A 23,327-nucleotide genomic window follows, 5' to 3' on the forward strand; every position below is an offset into this window, starting at 1 on the left:
GTGCGCATTCAAACAGGGGTTGCTTGTGTGAAGCTGATCGAAAGTGCGAAACGGCGGAGAGGCCGCGATAGCCAGCTTCACGCAAGGCTACCCGCCTAGATGTTCCGCTGCATTAATGACGGCGGATACACATCAAAATGATGATCATTGTGGGTTTCATAATCACTATTGGCTGCGTGCTTGGTGGCTTCATGGCCATGGGCGGCCATCTCAATGTTCTGTTCCAGCCTTTCGAGCTGGTGATCATCGGCGGCGCAGGCCTGGGCGGCTTTATCATGGCCAACCCGATCAAGGTCGTGAAAGACAGCGGCAAGGCACTGGGTGAAGCCTTCAAGTTCGCGGTTCCCAAGGAGCGCGAATATCTCGACATCCTCGGCGTTCTCTACGCACTGATGCGCGACCTCAGAACCAAGCCGCGCAACGAGATCGAAGCGCATATCGACAATCCGCAGGAATCGTCGATCTTCCAGACGGCTCCGACGGTTCTGAAAAACAAGCAGCTGACCGTGTTCATCTGCGACTATGTTCGCCTGATCATCATCGGCAACGCCCGCAGCCACGAGATCGAAGCGCTGATGGACGAAGAGCTGGAGACGATGCTGTCCGACAAGCTCAAGCCCTATCATGCGATTACCGCAATGGGTGACTCGTTCCCGGCCATCGGTATCGTCGCCGCCGTTCTCGGTGTCATCAAGGCCATGGGCAAGATCAACGAGTCGCCTGAGGTCCTGGGCGGACTGATCGGCGCCGCACTGGTCGGCACCATGCTCGGTATCATTCTCTCCTACTGCGTTTGTAATCCGCTGACCTCGCAGATCAAGGTCGTCCGCACAAAGCAGCATCGCCTCTACACGATCGTCAAGCAGACGCTCATCGCCTACATGAACGGCTCCGTACCGCAGGTCGCTCTCGAATACGGTCGCAAGACCATCGGCAACGGCGATCGTCCTTCGATCGACGCCGTCGAGCAGGAGATGATGAACCCCGGTGGTGAGAGCAAGGCGGCCTAACGATGAACAATCCGTCGAGCGAAGTCACTAAGCCGATCGACCCGATCGTCCTTGCGCGGCTGACAGGCAGCCTGGGTGACGTGAAGACGATTGCCCATTGCTGCAGCGATGTTGCAGCCCTGCAATGCCAGCTTCTCGGCGATGTCGTCCAGGAGGAAATGCAGCTCGACATCGGCGTCGAATATGCCGGCCACGTCTCCGGTCTGCGCTCTCAGGTCATCGCGGGGCTTGGCGCGGGTTACACGCTTGTGAGCGCCAGTCAGCGCAACTGGTGTACCCATTTCGTGATCGCCACCCGGAACAGCCTGCCGATCGCCATGATCGCGCAGCTGCTCGGCGATACCGACCAGCCTTCTGATGACACGCGCACGTTGACGTCTATCGAGGGCGATATCGCATCGCTGCTCGTTTCGCGGATCGCGGGCGTGCTTCGCCTCGGCCTCGGCCCCAAGGGGGAGTTCGAGCCGGTGCTGTCGCCATGCTATCCGATCACCGACTACGCCCGGCAGTCGCTGGAGATCCCCGACTGTTTCGCAGCCGCGGTCCGGCTTCAGGTCAAGCTTGGATCGCTGACGGGTGAGGTCGTGATCGTCATTCCGCAAAGCGTGTTGCTGAAGACGACGATCACCCGTCCTTCCGGACAACTGGCAAACAGTCTTCCGGCGCCGGCCGAGGCCGTTGCCGATCACGTGCTGCGCTCGCAGATCGATCTTTGCGCGCGCATCAAGCTCACGCCGCTCAAGCTTGGCTCAATTGCCAGATTGAAGCCTGGTGATACCATACCGTTCGAAGACATCGGCGACATTGGGGTCGATATGGATGCGAACGGGAAACTGATCTACCGCTGCGAGTTCGGCCGGTCCGGCGACAGCTATTCCGTAAAGATAAAATCCAACGTCTCTCCAGACGGCAATATACTCAAAAAAATTCTCGATAATTGATGCGGCGCTTCCGCGCCCGGCAGCTTCAGACAAGTTTCGATGTGGATAATAGATCATGGCTAGAAAAACGACCGTCAAAAACGAACTGACTGAAGATCCGATCGCCTCGAGCAGCCTGGATCTGGAACACGCGATCGACGACCTGCGTGGCGCATTGAAGGCGGACGAGGACGGCACGCTGCTGTCGGCTGATCCGTTCGCGTCACCGGCTTCAGATTTCGGCAGCGACAGCTTCGGTTCGACGGATTTCGGAACGAGTGACTTTGGCTCGACCGATTTCGGCGGCAGCGACTTTGGTGGTGGCGACCTTGGCAAGTCCGACTTCGGAGCCAGCAGCTTTGGTGGTGGCGCAAGTGCGATGCCGAGCTTCGGATCCGACACGCACGGCGAAAGCCTCGAGGCCAATCATGACCTCATCTTGGACATTCCGATCGATGTCCAGATCGTGCTCGGTTCAAGCCGCATGCCGGTCAAGGGTCTGATGAGCCTCAAGGAAGGCACGACGATCACGCTCGACAAGAAAATCGGCGAGCCGGTCGATATCACCGTGAACGGTCGCCTGATCGCCCGCGGCGAAATCACGCTTCTCGAAGACGACGATACACGCTTCGGCGTAAAGCTCACTGAATTGTCAGGAGCTCCCAAGAGCTAAAATGAATTTAGCGTTTTAGGACAAGCCCATGATGGACTTCGATACCTTTAGTGACAACCTGCCCGGCCAGCCGCTTTCTCAGGCAGAGAAAGCGGCTGCGGTTCTGCTCGCAATGGGAACGGGCGTTGCAGGTAAGCTGCTGAAGTATTTTACCCAAGCCGAACTGCAGACAATCATTGCTTCTGCGCAGAGCCTGCGCGCCATTCCGCCAGACGAACTGACCACTCTCGTCAACGAGTTCGAAGACCTGTTCACCGAGGGAACAGGTTTGATGGACAACGCCATGGCGATGGAAAAGATTCTCGACGAAGGCCTGACGCCGGAAGAGGTCGACGGCCTGCTCGGCAGACGCACCGCGTTCCAGACCTACGAGGACAGTCTCTGGGACCGTCTTCAGGACGCCGATCCGGTGTTCATCTGCAAGTATCTCGGCCGCGAACATCCGCAGACGATCGCCTACATCCTTTCGATGCTGCCTTCCGCCTTTGGTGCGAAGATCCTGGTCGAACTGCCGGAAAGCCTGCGTGCCGACATCATGAAGCGTGCGGTGAACCTGAAGAACGTCAATCCGCAGGCGGTGCAGATCATCGAAAAGCGGATCGCCGATCTCGTCAACGAAATCGATGCCGAGCGGAACTCGACCGGCCCGGTCAAGGTTGCAGACCTGATGAACCAGCTCGAAAAGCCGCAGGTCGATTCCCTGCTCGAATCACTGGAACAGGTCAGCCAGGAAGCAGCCCAGAAGGTTCGCCCGAAGATCTTCCTGTTCGAAGATCTCATGGTCATGCCGCAGCGCAGCCGTGTCATCCTGCTCAACGATATCGCGGGCGACATCCTGACGATGGCGCTGAAAGGTTCGTCGGCACCGATGCGCGAATCCGTGCTCGTCTGCCTCAGCCCACGCCAGCGCCGCATGGTCGAATCGGATCTTGCCGCCGGCGGTACGATCAACCCGCGCGAAGTGGCGCTTGCCCGCCGCGCGATCTCGCAGGAAGCGATCCGGCTTGCCAATTCCGGCCAGATCGAACTCAAGGAAAAAGAAGCACCGGCAAGCGAAGCGGCCTGATTGCCTCCGCTGCCGGACGCATCCAACACCGAAATGCCCGCCTCGTGCGGGCATTTTGTTATCCTTCGCCATCTCGGATGCGGTCAAGCATAGCCGGGACACGATGGAAACTATGCTCGCAGCGCCGCGAATCGGTTAAGGCTTTCGCGCTCGCCGAGCTGGACGAGTATGGGGAGATGTCGCGCTTTCGTGGGCCGACATGCTGAATGCCACTGGGAGAGATCGATGTCGAATAAGCGCATATTGCTGGTCGGAGCCGGATTGTCGGGCGCCGTCATCGCCAGGAAACTTGCGGAGGCCGGTCATTCCGCTGTCGTTCTCGACGAGCGCGCCCACATCGCCGGCAACTGTTTTACCGAGCGTGACAGCGATACGGGCGTGATGGTGCATGTCTACGGACCGCACATCTTTCATACGGACGATGAGCCGGTCTGGGATTATGTCAACCGGTTCCAGACCTTCATGCCCTATGTCAACCGCGTGAAGACGACCAGTGGCGGGCGCGTGTTCCTGCTGCCGATCAACCTGCACACGATCAACCAGTTCTTCGGCAAGACGCTGCGACCCGACGAGGCAAGAGAGTTCATCGCGTCGCTGGCCGATACGTCCATCGGTGAGCCGAAGACGTTCGAAGAGCAGGCTTTGAAATTCGTCGGCCGTGATCTCTATGAGGCGTTCCTGAAGGGCTACACGGTCAAGCAATGGGGCTGCGAGCCAAGCCAGCTGCCGGCCAGCATTTTGAAGCGTCTGCCCGTCCGTTTCAACTATGACGACAACTACTTTTTCCATCGTTTTCAGGGCATGCCGGAGAACGGCTATACGGAAATGGTCGAACGCATTCTCAATCACGAGCGCATCGAGGTCAGGCTCGGGACCCGTTTCACCCGGCCAGATGCCGCGTCATTCGACCATGTCTTCTATTCGGGACCGCTTGACGGTTACTTCGACTTCGAACTGGGTCGGCTAGGCTATCGGACGCTGGATTTCGATCGATTCAGCTACAACGGCGACTACCAGGGCTGCGCCGTGATGAACTACGGCGATCTCGACATTCCCTATACCCGGATTACAGAGCACAAGCATTTCTCGCCTTGGGAAACCCATGAGAAGAGCATCTGCTACCGGGAATATTCGCGCGCCTGCGGACCAAGCGACATCCCCTACTATCCGATCCGCATGGCCGACGAAAAGGCCTTGCTCGAGCGCTATGTCGAGCTGGCCCGGACGCAGCAGAACGTGACATTCGTCGGCAGGCTCGGGACCTATCGCTACCTCGACATGGACGTGACGATCCGCGAGGCCCTGGACACGGGGGACGCTTATATCAATGCCCTGCAGGGGAAAGGCGCGCTCGGAGCGTTTTTCGTTGATCCGTAGAGAGATCGTCAGAGACAACCATGTGTCTAACAGTTGGGGCGCGGTTATAAACCGCGCCCCAACTTCGTTTAGAGAGTGCCGGGAAGACCAGAGAGTCTGTGGTCTTCCCGTTAGTCGCAATCAGTAGGTTTTGTACGCTGCAATAACGGCCTCAACCTGTGCAGTGTTCAGTGCCTGAAGCTGCGATGACGACAATGCAGCCATGTGGGTGCTGTCGAGACCGGCGAGTGCGTCCGTGGAGAAGCCGGCGACCGCCTTCAGGCCAATAGCAGAGATCTCGTCGGTGGAGAACAATCCGAGCTCTGTGGCGTCCAGCGTCCCTACCTGGGCGGAGCTCAGACCAGCGATCTGCGTGCTGGTCAGCGCTGTCACCTGATCGGAAGACATAGCGCTGAACTGGGTGGATGTCAGTGCTGCAACCTGCGTCGAGCTCAGAGCCGCAATATTGTCCGTGCTCAGCTTGGTAACATCCAAGCCACCGATCGCCTTTTTGCTGATCGCAGCAATATCGGTGGTCGAGAAGGTCGCGAGCTGGCCCGAGGACAAGGCGGCAAGCTGGGTCGACGAAAGTCCCGCAACCTGTGTCGAGGTCAGAGCTTCCGCGTTGGCTGTCGTGAGACCGGCGATTGCGTCAGAGGAAAGGCCGGCAAGAGCCTTGGCGCTGATGGCCGCAATTTCGTCGGTGGAGAACAGCGCAATTTCTGTCGAGTCCAGAGTTCCTACCTGGGCGGAGCTCAGACCAGCGATCTGCGTGCTGGTCAGCGCTGTCACCTGATCGGAAGACATAGCGCTGAACTGCGTGGCTGACAGAGCTGCAACCTGCGTCGAGCTCAGAGCCGCGACATTTGCCGTGCTGAGCTTGGTAAGATCCAAGCCACCGATCGCCTTCTTGCTGATCGCAGCCATATCGTCGGACGAGAAGGTCGCGAGCTGGCTCGAGGACAAGGCGGCAAGCTGGGTCGACGAAAGTCCTGCGACCTGTGTCGTGGTGAGGGCTTCCGCGCCGCCTGTGCCAAGACCGGCGATTGCGTCAGCGGAGAGGCCAGCAAGAGCCTTGGCGCTGATGGCAGCAATTTCGTCAGTCGAGAACAGTGCAATCTCAGTCGAATCCAGAGTTCCCATCTGAGCGGAGCTCAGACCGGCGATCTGCGTGCTGGTCAGCGCCGTCACCTGATCGGAAGACATAGCGCTGAACTGGGTGGATGTCAGTGCTGCAATCTGCGTCGAGCTCAGAGCCGCAATATTGTCCGTGCTGAGCTTGGTAACATCCAAGCCACCGATCGCCTTTTTGCTGATCGCAGCCATATCGTCGGACGAGAAGGTCGCGAGCTGGCCCGAAGACAGGGCGGCAAGCTGGGTCGAAGAAAGTCCTGCAACCTGCGTCGTGGTCAGGGCTTCCGCGCTGCCTGTGCCGAGACCGGCGACTGCGTCAGCGGCGAGGCCAGCAAGAGCCTTCGCGCTGATGGCAGCAATTTCGTCGGTGGAGAACAATGCAATTTCTGCAGAGTCCAAGGTCCCTACCTGAGCGGAGCTCAGACCGGCGATCTGCGTGCTGGTCAGCGCTGTCACCTGATCGGAAGACATAGTGCCGAACTGCGTGGCTGACAGCGCTGCAACCTGCGTCGAGCTCAGAGCCGCGACATTTGCCGTGCTGAGCTTAGTAAGATCCAAGCCACCGATTGCCTTTTTGCTGATCGCAGCCATATCGTCGGACGAGAAGGTCGCGAGCTGGCTCGAGGACAAGGCGGCAAGCTGGGTCGAAGAAAGTCCTGCAACCTGTGTCGTGGTCAGGGCTTCCGCACCGCCTGTGCCGAGACCGGCGATTGCGTCAGCGGAGAGGCCACCGAGAGCTTTGGCACTGATGGCAGCAATTTCGTCGGTCGAGAACAATGCAATTTCTGTGGAGTCCAAGGTCCCTACCTGGGCGGAGCTCAGACCAGCGATCTGCGTGGTGCTCAGCACCGTCAACTGATCGGAAGACAGACTGCCGAATTGCGTGGCCGACAGCGCAGCAATCTGAGTCGAGCTGAGAGCTGCGATATTGTCCGTGCTGAGCTTGGTAACATCCAGCCCGGCAAGAGCCTTTTTGCTGATCGCAGCCATATCGTCAGACGAGAAGGTCGCGAGCTGGCCCGAAGACAGGGCGGCAAGCTGGGTCGAAGAAAGTCCTGCGACCTGTGTCGTGCTCAGGGCTTCGGTGCTGCCGGTGGTGAGGCCGGCGATTGCGTCAGCGGAGAGGCCACCGAGAGCCTTGATACTGATGGCCGCAATTTCGTCGGTGGAGAACAATGCTATTTCTGCAGAGTCCAGGGTCCCTACCTGAGCGGAGCTCAGACCGGCGACTTGCGTGCTGGTCAGCGCCGTCACCTGATCGGAAGACAAACCGCCGAATTGCGTCGCTGACAGCGCTGCAACCTGCGTGGAGCTGAGAACTGCGACATTGTCGGTGCTGAGCTTGGCAACATCCAGGCCAGCGATCGCACTCTTGCTGATTGCGACGATCTGCGTGCTATCAAGAGACCCGATCTGCGCAGTTGAGAGCTCAGCAACCTGGCTGCTGTACAGACCTGCCACCTGGGCGGTGGAGAAGCCATCGAGCTGTGCAGAGCTGAGAATTTGGATCTGATCGAGGCTCAAGCCCGCAAGTGACTTTACCGAAATGGCGCTCATATCCGCTGAATCGAAGCGAGCTAGGCCGTCGGTCGTTAGGGCGGCAATCTGCGATGAGGTGAGGGATTTGATTTGAGCACTGCTCAAAGCATCGACATCTTCCGAGGTCAATCCCGCGATCGTGGTCGTCGATAGTTTGGAAATCTGCGTATTGGATAGGGAAGAGATGATCGTGGTCATGGACGTGTCCTTGATGTCGTTAACGAGAGGTCACGCCTATCTGCCGTCAGACACCCACACACCTGGCGGCAATCCGACCTTGCGCAAATACAGCGAAACAAAAGGGGACATGGCTCACGTGAACCTCGGCGTCGGAAAGGCATCATGCAATTCGAGCCAGAACATAGCTCGGATTTCCCACGCTCACTTGTGCGAAAACTTGAACGCTGTTTTCGCGCCCTAAAATATTTAGCCGAGAATTCTTAAATGAGGCTTAACAAGGGCACAGGCATAAAGTGTTGGCGCTCCGTCCGACACATTGTTGGGTTAATCCAGCGATGCCTGGAGCTTTCCGCTGCTGCGAGCAAGAACAGTTGGCAGGCATGATAGATTCGAAATTCATGAATTACCAAAGTCACTTGGCCACGGCTTATTTTGATTAAAAATGCATCCACTACAAATACGGTTACCCATATGAACCGAGAGATCGCAGCTCTTAAGGTTGAAGAACAGATATCAGGCGCTGCTGCGAAAAAACTCAGGCGCTTTCTCCAATACTAACGGCTACTGCATCAACCACGTTTATTCTTCAGCTATTTCGTCGGCGAATTGAGCGATGTGACATACATGGACATGCTGCATAAGACGACCGTCCTCTGGAGCAAAGGTCCTGGATAATCTTATCACGTAGTACGCGACATCGTCGCGCGCGCCACTGCACGTCTGGATTGCCCTCACCCTGCTTCGCGACCGCAATAACAAGCCCGACGCAAGCTAACCCCGATAATTACAAGGATAAGACGCGTGGAGTGCGTCAATCGTCAGCATCGCTGCCTTGGAACGGGATGGTCATGAACGCCAATATCGCACCTGCAACTGCCCAGGCTTCGCCCTTCGCCAGTATTCTGGAGAAGGCGCAGAACCAGCAACTCTCGCTCGGCGATCTGTTCCAGGTTGCAGAAGCGCTCAATTCCAGCGGCCAGCAGGCGCGCGCCGTCGAGGTCTACAAGGTGTGGACCGCCTTCAACGAAACCCACCCGCTTTTGCATGTCGCCTATTTCAACTACTCCGTGACGCTGCGACAGCAGGGCGACAATGCCGGCGCCATTCTCGCCTTGCAGGCGGCCAACAGGCTCGATCCGCTTTTCGGCCCGGCCCATATCAATCTGGGACGTACGCTCGAAGATTCCGGCCTCATCAATCAGGCACTCCAGAAATGGCGCACCTATATCGATCTGACCGACGAAGTCATTCCTGACCGCATCAACAACCGCCTGATGGCCATGCAGCATACTGGCCGCGTGCTCGAAAACGCAGGTCGGCTGGATGATGCCGAATCCATCCTGTGGCAGGCGATCGAACTGCAGCCAAACAAGACGGAGGCCGGCCAGCACTGGAGTTCGATTCGCCAGCGCCAGTGCAAATGGCCGGTTCTGACCACGACATCGCCGCATGTGACGCCGCGCCAGCTTCTCGATGCCATGTCGCCGCTGACGCTGTCGTGCTATTCGGACGATCCGATGTTCCAGTTGGCCAAGGCCTATCGCTACAGCAAGCAGCTTATCGGCGGGCCGTTCGACCTCAGTGCCTTCCCGCGCAAGGCTCCTAAGAAGAAGACCGGAACCGGCCAGCGCCTGCGCATCGGTTACCTGTCATCAGACCTTCGCGACCATGCCGTCGGTTTCGCATTGCGCGAAGTGCTCGAGTTGCACGACAAGGATAGCGTCGAGATCTACGCCTACTATTGCGGCGAGGCCCGCACCAATGACGCGACGCAGGACCGCATCAAGGCGGTCGCCGACCAGTGGCGCGATATTGCGGCACTTGGCGATGCGGAAGCGGCGAAGACGATCCGCGCCGACGAGATCGATATCCTGATCGACGTCAACGGCTATACGAAAATGGCCCGTGCGAAAATCTTCGCCTACCGTCCGGCACCGGTCATCGTCAATTTCTGCGGCTATCCGGGATCGATCGGCAGCCCGTTCCACCAGTACATGATTGCCGACGGTCACATCGTGCCACCGGAAAACGAGATCTTCTACACCGAGAAGGTGCTGCGGATCGCCTGCAACCAGCCGATCGACCGCAAGCGCGTAATCGCCCCGACGCCGAGCCGCATCGATGCCGGACTGCCGGACGGCGCCTTCGTCTATGCCTGCTTCAACGGCATGCAGAAGATCACATCGGACTGCTTCAATCGCTGGATGAAGATCCTGTCTGCAACGCCCGGCAGCGTCCTCTGGCTGCTCGCGGGGGACGAGGATGCCAATGTGCGGCTGCGTCAGTTGGCAGAAAAGCAGGGCATCGCGGCAGAACGGCTGATCTTCGCGCCGAAAGCGCCGAACGCCAATCACCTTGCCCGCATCGCCTGTGCCGATCTCTTCCTCGATACATTCCCCTACGGCGCGCATTCGACGGCATCGGACGCCATCACCATGGGTCTTCCGATCCTCACCGTGTCGGGCAACGGCTTTGCCTCGCGGTTCTGCGGCAGCATTGTTGCCGCCGCCGGCATTCCGGAGATGATCTGCGCCACACCGGAGGAGTATGTCGCGCGCGCCATCGGATTTGCGCATGACCGCGAGAGCCTGCGGGCGATCAGAAAATCGCTCTGGGACAAGCGCGATACGAGCGCGCTTCGGGACATGCCCGGCCTCGCGCGTCGGCTGGAAGAACTCTACTGGCAGATGCAGGGCGAGGCCGAGCGTGGCGAGACGCCGGTGCCTGATCTTCGCAATCTCGACATCTATTATGAAGTCGGCGCGGAGCTCGTTCTCGAGGGGATCGAGTTCGAAACTGCCGATGCCTACCGGAAGCGCTACACATCCAAGCTGGCATATCAGAACGAATATGCGCCGATTCCCTACGACGACCGTTTCTGGAAACAAAACAAGGGCTGAACTGTCCTGACCCGGCTGTTCTCGATCGAGAGCGTCCGGGTTTTCGGCAGTCTCAAACGCTCAAAATCCATTTTTAAAATCAAGTGCCGCATCAAGGATCATAGCGTATGACCTCGACCATTTCCTCCCTGAGTGCCTCTCAGGTCAGGTCCCTCTCAACGGCAAGCGTTGCTGCGTGGACCACGGAAGATGTCGCATCGCTTTCGACCAAGCAGATCGCTGCGATGTCGTCCTCGCAGATTGCGGCCCTTGATGTCGAAGACGTCGACGTGATGAACACGGTGCAGCTCAATGCCATTTCGCAAAATGCGATCATCGGCCTGACGCTGGACCAGTTGTCCATTCTCAACGGGAACGAAATCGCCAGCCTGAGCACGAGACAGGTTTCCTCACTGTCAACCGCACAGATCAGCAGCCTTTCGGACGATCAGGCCGAGGCTCTGACCTCCGTCCAGGTCGGTGCCCTCACCTCGGAACAAATCGCGGCCCTTACACCGGACGAGATCGCAACATTTTCGACCGCCGACATGGCTGCGATCAGCGCGAAAGGTGTGCGCGGCCTGACATCGACGCTGATCGCCGCACTGTCGGAAGAACAGGTCGCAGCGCTCAACACAGCGGCGATTTCCAATCTGGCCACGAGCCAGATCGATGCCTTTTCCGCCGATCACCTTGCCGCGCTGAAGACAATCCAGATCGCCGCTCTCGGCGGGTCGCAAATGGGCGCATTGACCAGCAACGATATCGCGGCGCTGTCGACGGATCAGGTTGCGGCGCTCAACACGAGGGCGATCGTCGGTCTCAACACCGATCAGATTGCTGCTCTGTCCATCGACCAGGCCGAAGCGCTATCCTCGGTCCAGGTAAAAGCGCTGACCTCGATCCAGCTTGCGGTTCTGAGCGCAGAGGCGATCGAAACGTTTTCGACGGCGGACATCGCATCGATTAGCAGCAAGGCGGTCTCGGGTCTGACAACCGACGTGATCTCAGCCCTGTCCGAACAGCAGATCGCCGCCCTGACCGTGGGGACGGTTGCGAAGCTTTCGGCAACGCAGGTGGCAGCGCTCTCGGTCGATCAGTTCACTGCCATGGCGACAGCGCAGATCGCAGCGCTCAGCGCAACGCAGATCACCGCCATCAGCACGGGCACCATAGCCGAATTTTCCACGCAGCAGATTGCAGCACTCGGAACCGCGACCGTTGCCAAGCTTTCGACGGTTCAGATTGCAGCACTTTCCGAAGATCAAGCGGAAGCGCTCTCCTCGGTCCAGGTAAAGGCCCTGACCTCGTCGCAGATCGCAGCCTTCAGCGATTCGGCAATCGCCACCTTCTCGACCGACGATATCGCTGCCATCAGCAATCGTGGCATTGCGGGGCTGACCGTCGAGAACATTGCCGCGCTGACAACCGGACAGATCGCTTCGCTCAGCACGTCCGCCATTTCCAACCTCGGCACGGACCAGATTGCCGCCCTTTCGGTCGAACAGGCCGAGGCCTTGTCTTCGGTCCAGATCAAGGCGCTGAGCTCGAAGCAGCTTGCCGCACTGTCGCCGGAGGTAGTCGCGACCTTTACCACCGCCGAAATCGCCGCGATCAGCAGCAAGGGTATCGGCGGCCTCAGTTCGGATGCGATCGCAGGACTTTCCATCAGCCAGGTCGCGGCTCTCGGCACGGGTGCGATCGCCAAGCTTTCGACAACCCAGATCGCCAGCCTTTCGGCCGAGCAGGCGGATATCCTATCCACCCTGCAGATCGCGGCACTGACCTCGAAACAGCTTTCAGCGCTTTCCCCCGAGGCAATCGCGACGTTTACGGCCGCAGAAATCGCGACGCTCACCAACAAGAGCATCGGCGGCCTCAGCACCGATATCATTGCGGCACTCACGACAGCGCAGATCGCCGCTCTCGGGACGAGCGCGATTGCCAACCTCGGCACGCAGCAGATTGCGGCACTGTCGACGGATCAGGTGGCTACGCTTTCGGCGGCTCAGGTGAAGGTCCTGTCTTCCAAGCAGGTTTCTGCGCTGACGGAAGACGGTATCGCGACACTGTCGACGAACCAGGTGGCAGCACTGTCAACAGGTGCCATCAAGGGCTTGGTCGCGGACCAGATCGGTGCAATGTCGACCCGGCAGGCCGAAAGCCTGACGTCGGCACAGGTCGGCGCCCTGTCGTCGAAACAGCTCTCGGCGTTCGACGATGATCACATCGCCACCTTCTCGACGCTCGATATTGCAGCAATCGGATCGAGCGCGGTTGGCGGGCTGTCGGAGGATGCTATCTCGTCGCTCTCCGCAAGCCAGATCGCAGCGCTTGGGACAGGTGCCCTGGCGGCACTTGGTACAGGCCAGATCGCAGCTTTTGCAACATCACAGATCGGAGCATTGAGCACTCAGCAGATCGCCGCCCTGAAACCGACACAGATCGCAGCGCTCGGCGCGAGCGACATTGCGGTTCTCTCCACGGCGCAGGTCGCCGCACTGAGCGCCTCCGCAGTGGCAGCGCTTGGCGTCGATCAGGTCGAGGCTCTCACATCCGCACAGATCACGGTGCTCGGCTCCAAGCAGATGGCGGCCCTGACATCGACGCAGGTCGCAGCGCTTGATACCGCCGACATCGCACGGCTATCTTCCATGCAGGTCGCAGCCCTAAGCGCCTCCGGCGTTGGGGGTCTCAGCACCAGACAACTCGCCGTTCTGTCGGTCGATCAGGCCGAAGCGCTGAATTCCAATCAGATCGGCGCACTCACATCCTCGCAGCTTGCTGCACTCGGGACCGACGACATCGCGACATTCTCGACCAAGGAGATTTCGGCGATCGGTTCGGGCGCAATTTCGGGTCTGTCCACGTCAACGATCGCCAGCCTGTCGAGCGAGAAGATCGTGGCGATCAGCACAGCCGGTATCTCCGGCATGACGACACGGCAGGTCGATGCCCTGAGCGCTGGTCAGATCGCGATCCTTTCCACCAAGCAGATGTCGGCGCTGACCTCGCTGCAGGTCTCTGTTCTTGAGACTACAGATATTGCCGCTCTTTCCTCGAGCCAGGTGAACGCACTCAGTTCCACCGGTGTTGTCGGCCTGACCACGAGCCAGATTGCCGCGCTCTCCTCGGATCAGATCGCAGCGCTGTCCACCCGCCAGGCTGCGGTTCTGAGCTCGTCGCAGATCGTGGCGATCATCTCCAACAATATCGAGGCGTTTTCCGCCAAGAACCTCGGCGTGATCAGCTCCAGCGCGGTTGCCGGGCTTTCAACATCGGTGATCGCTGCTCTTTCGACCGCAGCCATCGCGGCGCTCAGCACGAACGGCATTTCCGGACTGACGACGAAACAGGTGGATGCGCTGACATCCGACCAGGTTTCGGTCCTCACCACGAAGCAGCTCGCGACACTGACCTCGGCGCAGGTCGGTGCTCTCGGCGCCAGCGACGTGACCGTGCTGACGACCTCCCAGATCGCGGCGCTTAGCGCGGCGGGTGTCGCCGGGCTTTCGACCGGCCAGCTGAGTGCGTTGAGCACGGCGCAGGTCGAAGCCATGACGGCCTCGCAGGTCGGCGCGCTCAGCTCCAAGCAGCTTGGAGCGCTCGGCACCGACGATATCGCCACATTCTCCACCGCAGATATCGCCGCGATCGGCTCGGACGCCATTGCCGGCCTCTCCACCGACATGATCGCGGCACTGTCGGTCGACCAGGTCGATTCGCTCAGCACAGCCGGCATAGCCGGTCTCAGCACCAGGCAGATCGACGCCATGGACTCGGCGCAGATCGAGGCGCTGACAAGCAAGCAGGTCGCGGCCCTCAATTCCCGGCAGGCGACGGCGCTCGACACTGCCGATATCGGCAAATTCTCGACGCAGGATATTGCAGCGATCGGCTCCGACCTCATCGTCGGGCTTTCGACCGCCGTGATCGCAGCACTGACCACCGATCAGGTCGCAGCGCTGAGTGCAGCCGGACTGTCCGGGCTGTCGACGAAGCAGATCCAGTCTCTGACAAGCGACCAGATCGGATCGCTCTCATCGTCCCAGATTGCGGTTCTCAACTCCAAGCAGATCGCAGCGCTGGATACGGAAGATGTCGCGGCCCTTTCGGCCGGCCAGATCGCCGCTCTGAGTTCTAGCGGCGTTACGGGGCTTTCGAGCGCTCAGATCAGCGTCCTTAGCACCGCTCAGGTCGAGGCCTTCACTGCGACCCAGGTTGGCGCCTTCAGTTCATCGCAGATTGCAGCGCTTGGCGCCGACGATCTTTCGACCTTCTCGGAAGCCGATATCGCCGCGATCAGCTCGGCTGCGATGCAGGGTCTGTCGACCGCGACCATCGCGGGCTTTTCGGCAGACCAGATCGAAGCGCTAGGCACCGCCAATATCGCCGGCCTGACGACGGCTCAGGTCGGGGCGATGAGCACGGATCAGCTGTCTGCGCTGACCACGAGCCAAATCAAGAACCTGACCTCGCGGCAGATTTCGGCGCTCGGCACATCCGGGATCGCTGCCTTCTCCCACGATCAGATCGAAGCGCTCAACACGGCCGCCATCGCGGGGCTGACAACGGCCCAGATGAGCAGCATGAGCAGCGATCAGATCGAAGCTCTGACGTCCGTTCAGGTTGCCATGCTGAGTTCGACGCAGATCGCATCGCTTGGCACGGACGATCTGGCGACATTCAGCACTGGCGATCTTTCGGCGATCAGTTCGTCGGCCATGCAGGGGATCTCGACAGCGACGATTGCAGGCTTCTCCGCCGATCAGATCTCTGCACTCGGCACCGGCGGCATTGCCGGGCTGACAACGGCCCAGATCAATGTCCTCAGCACCGATCAAGTCGGCGCACTCACCACCGGCCAGCTTTCGGCTCTGACATCGAGGCAGGTGGCAGCGCTCGGCACCGACGACATTCTTGCCATCTCGGCCGATCACATTTCGGCGCTCAACCCGTCGGTGATCGCCGCTTTTTCGACGGTCCAGATCGCAGCGCTCAGCACGAGCCAGTCGGAGGCCCTGACATCCAGCCAGATCGCCACCTTGAGCTCAGGCCAGATCGCAGCCTTCGGACTTGACGACATCGAGACATTCTCGACTGCAGACATCGCCGCCATCACGTCCAAGGCCGTGCCCGGCCTGTCGACGTCGATGATTGCGGCACTTTCGACCGACCGTATCGCGGCTCTCAGCGCCGACGGCATTGCAGGCCTGTCGACCGCCCAGATCAATGCCCTGAGCGTGTTGCAGGTGGAAGCCCTGACGACTGCACAGTTCTCGGTGATGACGTCCCGCCAGCTTGCGGTGCTCGGCACGGACGATCTGGCGATGCTGTCGCCGAACGATATCGCGGCGCTCAACACAGGCGCGATATCAGGCCTCTCGGCGACCCAGATTGCCGCCTTGACGGTCGATCAGGTGGAGGCATTCACCTCCGATCAGGTGGGCATGCTCACATCCACACAGCTTGCCGCGCTTGGCCAGGACGATATCGAATCGTTCTCGACCAGTGACATTGCCGCGATCAGTTCGAAGGCGATGCCTGGCCTTTCCACAGCAATGCTGTCGGCGTTTTCGGTCGAGCAGATCTCCGTGCTCGGTACCGGCGGCATTGCAGGACTTTCGACGGCGCAGATCGCCGTCTTGAGTTCGATGCAGATCGAAGCTTTGACGACCACGCAGATCGCGGTCTTCACGTCCAAGCAGATTGCAGCGCTCGACACCGGCGATCTCGCCGTTCTCTCGAGCCAGCAACTCGCGGCCATCAGCTCGGCCAGCGTCGGCGGACTTTCGACGGCAACGATCGGCGCCTTCACGACGGAGCAGATCGCGGCCTTGAGCCCGGCGGCGATCTCGGGTCTCTCCACCAGCCAGATCAACGCCATCAGCGTCGATCACCTGGAAGCGCTGACGACCGACCAGGTCGGCGCCCTGACCTCCAAGCAGATGGCCTCGCTCGGCACAGACTATATCGCAGCACTTTCGGTCGAACAGATCGCAGCGATCGGTGCCGGCGGCATTTCCGGTCTCGGCAGTGTTCAGATCGCGGCTCTCAATACCGAGCAGATCGACGCGTTCACGACGAGCCAGATTGCGGCGCTGAGTTCCGGCGCGCTGATGGGGCTCTCGTCGGAAGATTTCGAGACCTTCTCGACGGCGGATCTGGCAGCGATCAGCTCATCCGCAATCAAGGGCCTTTCGACCGGCTTTATTGCCGCGCTTTCTAACGATCAGATTGCTTCTCTGAGTGCCGGAAGCGTCGGCGGCCTGACAAGCCTGCAGATCGACGCCATGAGTTCGCAGCAGATCGACGCGCTTTCGACCGAACAGCTTGCGGGCCTCAGCGCCAACGGACTTGGGGGGATTTCGGCAGACGATTTCGGCACGTTCACACTCGAAGAGCTGGCCGTGCTCAACCCGACTTCGATCAAGGGACTGCCGGTCAGCATCATCGCAGGTCTTTCCACGATCCAGATCGGCGCGCTGACGACCAGCCAGGTGGCCGGCCTCGGCTACAACCAGATCGTCGCCATGAGCACCGATCAGCTCGCCGCATTGTCGGTCGATCAGGTCGGGGCCCTGGGCGCGCTTCAGGCATCGGGCATCGGCGCCGACGATATTCTCGGCTTCACCACCGAGGAGATTGCCGCCTTCAGCACCGGTGCGATCTCAAGCTTGAGCACGCTGGTCATCGCGTCGCTCACCACGGCACAGGCAGAGGCCCTCACACCGCTGCAGGTCAACGCGATGACGTCGGCACAGATTTCCGCACTGACGGATGCGGGCCTTGCGACATTCTCGGCCGAAGACATCTCGCTCATCAGCGCCTCGGGGATCTCTGGCATATCGACGGCAGACATCTCGCATCTGACGAGCGACCAGCTTGCGGCGTTGATCGATACGCAGATGGGATCGTTGAGCCCGGACCAGATCTCCGCCGTGATCGCCCGCTATGTCGCATAATTAAGGTTCACCGCGTCGCGGTGAACCGCTCGACGGCCGTTGGGTTCAAAGCATCTGTGAGAAACCGGTAAACCTTGCGGCGCGGCACGGGCGGACAGATGCCACCGCGCCGTGCTTCTGCTAAGCTTGCTGCCGATGAAGCAGGAGTTGGCTCTTGTCCGACGATCAGGATAAAGACAGCAAAACCGAAGACCCGACTGGTAAAAAAATCCAGGACGCGATGGACAAGGGCAACATCGCGATCTCGTCCGAGGTGGCGATCTTCGCCTCGACGCTTGCCTTCTACATCTACCTGATCTTCTTCCTGCCGCAAAATACCGCTCATCTGGCTGAGGTTCTTAAAGATCTGGTCGAACGCCCCGAACAGTGGCGCATCGATTCGAGCGCGGACCTGGTGTCGCTTTGCGCCTATGTGCTGCTTCAGAGCGCTTATTTCATGCTTCCGGCAGCCGTCCTTTTCATGGGCTTCGGGTTGCTGGCGTCGGCAGGTCAGCACATGCCGTCGTTCATTCTCGAACGAATCAGGCCGCAGTGGAACCGGATCTCGCCGATGTCCGGGTTCAAGCGGCTTTTCTCGATGCAGGGCATGGTCCATTTCGGCAAATCGCTGATCAAGATCGTCGCCGCCGGCATCATCATGTACCTGTCGCTGCGCAACGAGTATTTCAAACTGCTCGATTCGATCTTTTCCGACCCGCAGACGCTTTTTCCGATTCTGGCGCGAATCATCAAGAAGATGATCATCGTCGTCCTGGCGTGCACGTTTCTGGTTGCAGCGCTGGATATCGCCTGGACGCGTTTCCACTGGTTTACCGAGCTTCGGATGACCAAGCAGGAAATCAAGGACGAGATGAAGCAGTCGCAGGGCGACCCTTTCGTCAAGGCCCGGCAGCGTTCGATTGCCCGTGATCGCGCCCGGCGGCGCATGATCAACAGCGTTCCGCGCGCCACACTGATCATCACCAACCCGACCCATTATGCGATCGCATTGCGGTATGTCGCGCAAGAATCGGAAGCTCCGGTTGTGGTTGCCAAGGGCCAGGATCTGATTGCGATGCGAATCCGCGAAATTGCTCAGGAGCACGGAATACCGATTTTTGAAGACCCACCGCTCGCCCGTTCCATGTTTGCGCAAGTCTCGGTTGATAGCGTCATCCCATCGGTTTTTTATAAGGCGGTCGCTGAACTGATCCATCGGATCTATGCGGGACGTCGTCAGAACAAACGGATGCGCTGACAGAATGAAAAAATGCTCCTATTCCGCCGTACGTGAAGAAATTCTCGCAAAGGCCATCGGCCCGCTTGCATCCGAATTACGGCTCATCGATGCGGCCGATCTCATTTCGCTTTTGCGGCTTGAGTATCATGCCAATATCTCGGACCTCGTCTCTTCGGCGGCCGAGCTGTATTTCCATCCCGGCACCGTGAATTTCGGCGTCGGTGGCGACTATCATCTCGACTGGGATACGCACCCATCGGTCACGCTGGACCTGGAGATCAAGCCGCGTGGCGTGACGATCCATGCTCAGCTGACGCTTCAGGCCGAAAAGGCGAGCGTCGAAATCAACTACATCAGCTTCCTTTCGCCCTCGGCCAATCCTGACGAGAACACCCGGTTTCTCGAGCGCAGTCTTCAGGACGCAGCCTTCGTACCGTCCATGCGCGGTTTGGCCGGCATGGCCGCCACGGCGAACTAAAAGGCGTCGTACCGCGGATCGTAAAGCTCCGCTTAACCGGGTCTCTGGTACATATGCTTGATTCGGCATTTGACTGCCGAATCAAGCGGCGATGCCCGGGAATGAAGCCCGATCTTTAAGGGTGAAGACCATGACTTCGACGACGCTGTCGACCTATACGAGCTATCTGATCGTCAACCGCGACATGAAGTCGTCGCTTGACCGCGTCGCCAACCAGGGCACGGTCGCTCGCGATACCGAATATTACGAAGCCAATATCGACAAGGTGACGACAGCCGACGAATTCGTCGATGACTATCGACTGTATTCCTATGCGATGAAGGCCTATGGCCTTGAGGAAATGACGTACGGAAAGGCCTTCATGAAGAAGGTCCTGGAGAGCGATCTCAGCGATACTGCAAGCTTTGCCAATTCGCTGACCGACAAGCGCTATGCGACCATGGCGGCAGCTTTCAACTTCGGCACGAAGACCGCCGAGGCGCAGACTTCGGTTCAGGAAGATAATCTCGTCAAGGCGTATCAGGATTCCTTCGATCAGGAAGAAAAGGATATCCAGTCCGAGGTCGACTATTACAGCAAGGCCATCGCTAATATCACCGATGTCGACGACCTCCTGTCGAACAGCCGGCTGAAGACATATGTGCTCGATTCATTCGGGCTCGATGCCAAGTACACGTCCACCAGCTATCTGAAGCAGGTGTTGACCAGCGATCTCGAAGACCCGAACAGCTTTGCCAACCAGACCGGCAGCGACAAGTTCGTGGCGCTAGCCGAAGCGTTCAACTTCCAGGCTGACGGCACGGTCGCAGACGGCGACAGCGCCCAGACGAGCGGCCAGATCGAATCGCTGAGGCTCGATTACGTCTACAACAAATCGACGTTCCCATCCGATACGCTCGCGGCCGCCAACCAGACCTATTGGGAAACCAATATTGCCTCGATGACCAGTGTCGACGAGTTGGTCGACGACCCCCGGATGGTCGAGTATCTGACAACGGCCTTCAGCGTCAAAGTGCAGTTCACCTCCACGATCCGGTCGCTGCTGACCAGCGATTCGGCTGCAGCGACGCTCGGCTATACGGGCGTCAAGGCGATGTTCAATTTCCAGAGCGACGGTTCGATCGCCGCTGGCGAGACCGCTCAGAACCAGACCCAGCTGGCGTCTACCAGCACCTCCTACCAGACGGCCTTCAAGGCCAACCAGGAAGATGCGGTCACCAATGCGGTCACCAACTATCAGACGCGCATCGCCGAGGTGAAAAGCGTCGATGACTTTCTAAGTTCGAATAAAGACGACGACGACGATACCAATGACGATGTGACGGAGATCTGGGACGTCGCGCTGCGCGCCTATGGGATCGATCCGGCCGATGTCAGCAAGAGCCGGCTCAAGGATATTCTGGCAAGTGATCCGAACGACCCGAAGAGCTATGTCAACCAGCTGAAAGACGACCGGTACGTCAATCTGGTCAAGGCGTTCAACTTCGACGCGGAAGGCGATATCGACACGCCTCTCCTCGTCCAGTCAGCCAGCGTCATCAGCAATTTCGCGACAGACTACAAGACGGAACAGCTCAAACTTCTCAAGGGCAGCGCTCGCGAGAAGGCGGAGGAAGCTGCCGACAAGGAGATCGACTACTACAATACCCAGATGCAGACGATCACCACGGCCGCCGAGCTTATTGCCGACGACCGCCTGGTGTCCTTCGTGCTCGAATCGAAGGGGATCGATCCCAAATCGGTCACCAAGGACGAGCTGAAGAACATGTTCTCGTCCGATCTCGACAATCCCAAAAGCTATGTGAACAGTCTTGCCAACGGCGTATTTGCTGAGATCGTCGCATCGTTCAACTTCGATAGCGAAGGCAACCTTTCTGCGCAGCCCGTGGGCACGATCCAGCAGCGCGGCGACGTGCTGGCGACCGTCAATAACTACAAGCAACAGACGCTTGAAGAGCAGGAGGGGGAATCCAACGAGGGCGTGCGGCTGGCGCTGTATTTCGAGCGCAAGGCGGCGGACGTTACGAGCGCCTATACGATCCTTGGCGACACGGCGCTTTTCGAGTTCTTCAAGACGACGTTCAGCATGTCCGACTACATATCCAACATGGATACGGATCAGCAGGCGAGCATGATCGAGAAATACGTCGACATCTCGAAGCTTCAGGATCCGGACTACGTGACCAAGTTGATCAAGCAATACACGGCGCTCTACGATTCCGAGAACAGTTCGACGACATCGCCGGCGCTGACGCTGCTCACAACCACCGGCACGACACGCATCAGCTCCGATACGCTGCTTGCCGTCGCCCAGCTTTCATCGAAATAGAGACTTCAGTGGATGTAGCCGAGGCGGATCGCCTTGGCGATCGCCTGGATGCGGTTCACGGAATTGAGCTTGATCGTCGCGGAGCCGAGATAGGCGTTGACAGTGTGAACGGAGAGGCCAAGCTTCTCGGCGATCTCTTCGCTGATACGACCGTCGCCGGCCAGTTGAAGACACGCCACTTCCCGTTCGCTCAGGGATTCGGCCGGCACGCTTCGACGCTCATCGAGTGCAAGAAGGTCCATCATGACCTGACAACTTCTGACGTGCTGGTCGATGATCAGATTGCTGCCCAGCTCCAGCGAGCCCGACAAAAACGTGACGTAGCCATTCCCGAGAGCACCCAACCGCACCGGGAATGCAATTCCTGACGATGGCATGATCCGGTCGTCGATCTTGCGCACGAGCGAGGAAAAATCGCCGGCCTCGCTATAGGCCCCTTTTTCCGTGCCGGTCCACACGATCGGCAGGATCGACATTTCGATATGATCGAGAAACATATCGCCGTAGGAGCTCACGAGTACGCCCTGATGCTCCCCGCTTCCGGCGCCCCAGTTGTCCAGCTCGCAGACCAGCTTGCGCTTGTTGGGAAGCCCGGCGCCGGTAACACGAAACACAGCGAAGTGCCGCGCCTTGAGGTTCCTCTGCATGGCGACGAGTTTGGGAAATATGTCCGAACGACTGGAGGCACGCTGAAGACGCAGATACTGGATGCTGCCCGGTCCATCTGACGTTCCACCGCGGGAAAAGCCCATTGTTGCCCCAAGCCTTCCTAAACCAGATTGTTGCGTACGGCATAAGCGATCGCTTCCGACCGCGTTTTGGTTGCCGTCTTACGCATCACGCTGGTGATGTAGTTGTTGATCGTATTGCGGGAGATCCCGAGGATCACCGCTATCTCATCGCTGGTCTTGCCCTCGGCGATCCAGAACAGGCATTCCAGCTCGCGTTCCGTCAGTTCGAAGTCGCGTTCGGCCTTGGCATCGCGCGCCTCGGCAAAGCTTGCGCCATAGGATGCAAACAGTCCGACTTCGCGAAGTCTTTCCTGTGACAGGATGATGCCTTCCAGGAAAAGCAGCATCAGAGAGAAACGGGTTTTGCCGACGCAGAATGTCAGCGAACAGTATTGGCGGCTGATGTCGTCCGGCGGCGTGATGTCATCGGGCAGGAGCGCGAAGCTCGGGGTCAGCAGCGACAGACACTTTTCGAGTTCCGTCGAACGCGCATAACCACTCGCCAGATCCGCCCCGAGCCGTCGGACGAGATCGAATGGCCAGTTGGAGGTTACGATGAAATCGAGACCGTGTTCCTGGACGAGGTCGTAGCGGGCGAGAAGAAAATGCGAAGCGCCAACGTAGTCTGCGAGCAGCCGCATGATAGCCTGAACGTTGTTCGATCTCGACAAGATCGAAAGCCGTCTTACCAGTTGTTCACGGGAGATAATTTTCGACCCAGGTCCATCGTGATACGCGCGCTGGTCGATCGTCATCTCTGCTTCAGGCAACTCCACCGTTATCTGCTCCCCACCGGCTCCTCTCCCCGAAGGGCGACACCGGTATGTTCAAACGACGTATGGCATCCG

13 protein-coding genes are annotated in these 23,327 nt (G+C 59.1%); 10 read left to right on the forward strand and 3 right to left on the reverse strand.

Annotated elements, in window-relative coordinates; all coding sequences use genetic code 11:
- The first annotated feature begins 137 nt into the window (after nucleotides 1-137).
- From motA to glf, 5 genes are all read left to right on the forward strand, one after another.
- Nucleotides 138-1,010, forward strand: a complete 873-nt coding sequence (motA, locus tag ACQY1L_RS12225; protein WP_062453817.1) for a flagellar motor stator protein MotA — start codon at nucleotides 138-140, stop codon at nucleotides 1,008-1,010.
- A 2-nt stretch (nucleotides 1,011-1,012) separates the two neighbouring features.
- Complete coding sequence (locus tag ACQY1L_RS12230; RefSeq protein WP_113166203.1) at nucleotides 1,013-1,951, forward strand: FliM/FliN family flagellar motor switch protein; 939 nt, start codon at nucleotides 1,013-1,015, stop codon at nucleotides 1,949-1,951.
- A 55-nt stretch (nucleotides 1,952-2,006) separates the two neighbouring features.
- The gene (gene fliN / locus ACQY1L_RS12235; RefSeq protein ID WP_062453819.1) at nucleotides 2,007-2,603 is read left to right on the forward strand and encodes a flagellar motor switch protein FliN; all 597 of its coding nucleotides are present in this window, start codon (nucleotides 2,007-2,009) and stop codon (nucleotides 2,601-2,603) included.
- Nucleotides 2,604-2,631: 28 nt separating this feature from the next.
- A complete protein-coding gene (fliG, locus tag ACQY1L_RS12240) occupies nucleotides 2,632-3,669 on the forward strand; it encodes a flagellar motor switch protein FliG (RefSeq protein ID WP_062453820.1) in 1,038 nt (345 codons plus the stop codon).
- A gap of 225 nt (nucleotides 3,670-3,894) precedes the next feature.
- On the forward strand, nucleotides 3,895-5,046 hold the full coding sequence (gene glf, locus ACQY1L_RS12245) for a UDP-galactopyranose mutase (RefSeq protein ID WP_430241003.1): 1,152 nt from the start codon (nucleotides 3,895-3,897) through the stop codon (nucleotides 5,044-5,046).
- A 120-nt stretch (nucleotides 5,047-5,166) separates the two neighbouring features.
- On the opposite strand, the gene ACQY1L_RS12250 is transcribed toward glf, so the two are convergent.
- Entirely contained in the window at nucleotides 5,167-7,896 is a 2,730-nt protein-coding gene (locus ACQY1L_RS12250) for a beta strand repeat-containing protein (protein WP_430241004.1), read from the reverse strand.
- 830 nt (nucleotides 7,897-8,726) lie between these two features.
- Between ACQY1L_RS12250 and ACQY1L_RS12255 the strand changes: the two genes are divergently transcribed.
- The 5 genes from ACQY1L_RS12255 (at nucleotide 8,727) to ACQY1L_RS12275 (ending at nucleotide 21,748) form a co-directional block, all read left to right on the forward strand.
- Nucleotides 8,727-10,778 (forward strand): glycosyl transferase, encoded by a 2,052-nt coding sequence (locus tag ACQY1L_RS12255; protein ID WP_430241006.1) that lies wholly within the window; start codon nucleotides 8,727-8,729, stop codon nucleotides 10,776-10,778.
- Nucleotides 10,779-10,885: 107 nt separating this feature from the next.
- Complete coding sequence (locus ACQY1L_RS12260; protein WP_430241007.1) at nucleotides 10,886-17,722, forward strand: beta strand repeat-containing protein; 6,837 nt, start codon at nucleotides 10,886-10,888, stop codon at nucleotides 17,720-17,722.
- 154 nt (nucleotides 17,723-17,876) lie between these two features.
- Entirely contained in the window at nucleotides 17,877-18,959 is a 1,083-nt protein-coding gene (flhB, locus tag ACQY1L_RS12265; RefSeq protein ID WP_062453826.1) for a flagellar biosynthesis protein FlhB, read from the forward strand.
- A 4-nt stretch (nucleotides 18,960-18,963) separates the two neighbouring features.
- A complete protein-coding gene (locus ACQY1L_RS12270; RefSeq protein WP_062453827.1) occupies nucleotides 18,964-19,419 on the forward strand; it encodes a hypothetical protein in 456 nt (151 codons plus the stop codon).
- A 130-nt stretch (nucleotides 19,420-19,549) separates the two neighbouring features.
- Nucleotides 19,550-21,748 (forward strand): DUF1217 domain-containing protein, encoded by a 2,199-nt coding sequence (locus ACQY1L_RS12275; protein ID WP_092661168.1) that lies wholly within the window; start codon nucleotides 19,550-19,552, stop codon nucleotides 21,746-21,748.
- A gap of 5 nt (nucleotides 21,749-21,753) precedes the next feature.
- Here the strand turns inward: ACQY1L_RS12275 and visR are convergent, their stop codons facing one another.
- Both visR and visN read right to left on the reverse strand, forming a co-directional pair.
- Nucleotides 21,754-22,500: a transcriptional regulator VisR gene (visR, locus tag ACQY1L_RS12280; protein ID WP_062453829.1), complete on the reverse strand. Its 747-nt coding sequence runs from the start codon at nucleotides 22,498-22,500 to the stop codon at nucleotides 21,754-21,756.
- 17 nt (nucleotides 22,501-22,517) lie between these two features.
- Nucleotides 22,518-23,234: a transcriptional regulator VisN gene (visN, locus tag ACQY1L_RS12285; protein ID WP_082471832.1), complete on the reverse strand. Its 717-nt coding sequence runs from the start codon at nucleotides 23,232-23,234 to the stop codon at nucleotides 22,518-22,520.
- Nucleotides 23,235-23,327: the final 93 nt, after the last annotated feature.

The sequence above is a fragment of the Neorhizobium sp. DAR64862/K0K3 genome (assembly GCF_050500185.1).
Lineage (GTDB): Bacteria > Pseudomonadota > Alphaproteobacteria > Rhizobiales > Rhizobiaceae > Neorhizobium > Neorhizobium soli.

Bases quoted from the DNA above. Each gene is read 5' to 3' on its own strand.
- visR (WP_062453829.1), bottom strand. From the start codon at position 22,500: ATGGGCTTTTCCCGCGGTGGAACGTCAGATGGACCGGGCAGCATCCAG.
- ACQY1L_RS12275 (WP_092661168.1), top strand. From the start codon at position 19,550: ATGACTTCGACGACGCTGTCGACCTATACGAGCTATCTGATCGTCAAC.
- ACQY1L_RS12250 (WP_430241004.1), bottom strand. From the start codon at position 7,896: ATGACCACGATCATCTCTTCCCTATCCAATACGCAGATTTCCAAACTA.
- visN (WP_082471832.1), bottom strand. From the start codon at position 23,234: ATGACGATCGACCAGCGCGCGTATCACGATGGACCTGGGTCGAAAATT.
- motA (WP_062453817.1), top strand. From the start codon at position 138: ATGATGATCATTGTGGGTTTCATAATCACTATTGGCTGCGTGCTTGGT.
- glf (WP_430241003.1), top strand. From the start codon at position 3,895: ATGTCGAATAAGCGCATATTGCTGGTCGGAGCCGGATTGTCGGGCGCC.
- ACQY1L_RS12230 (WP_113166203.1), top strand. From the start codon at position 1,013: ATGAACAATCCGTCGAGCGAAGTCACTAAGCCGATCGACCCGATCGTC.
- ACQY1L_RS12260 (WP_430241007.1), top strand. From the start codon at position 10,886: ATGACCTCGACCATTTCCTCCCTGAGTGCCTCTCAGGTCAGGTCCCTC.
- fliN (WP_062453819.1), top strand. From the start codon at position 2,007: ATGGCTAGAAAAACGACCGTCAAAAACGAACTGACTGAAGATCCGATC.
- fliG (WP_062453820.1), top strand. From the start codon at position 2,632: ATGATGGACTTCGATACCTTTAGTGACAACCTGCCCGGCCAGCCGCTT.
- ACQY1L_RS12255 (WP_430241006.1), top strand. From the start codon at position 8,727: ATGAACGCCAATATCGCACCTGCAACTGCCCAGGCTTCGCCCTTCGCC.
- ACQY1L_RS12270 (WP_062453827.1), top strand. From the start codon at position 18,964: ATGAAAAAATGCTCCTATTCCGCCGTACGTGAAGAAATTCTCGCAAAG.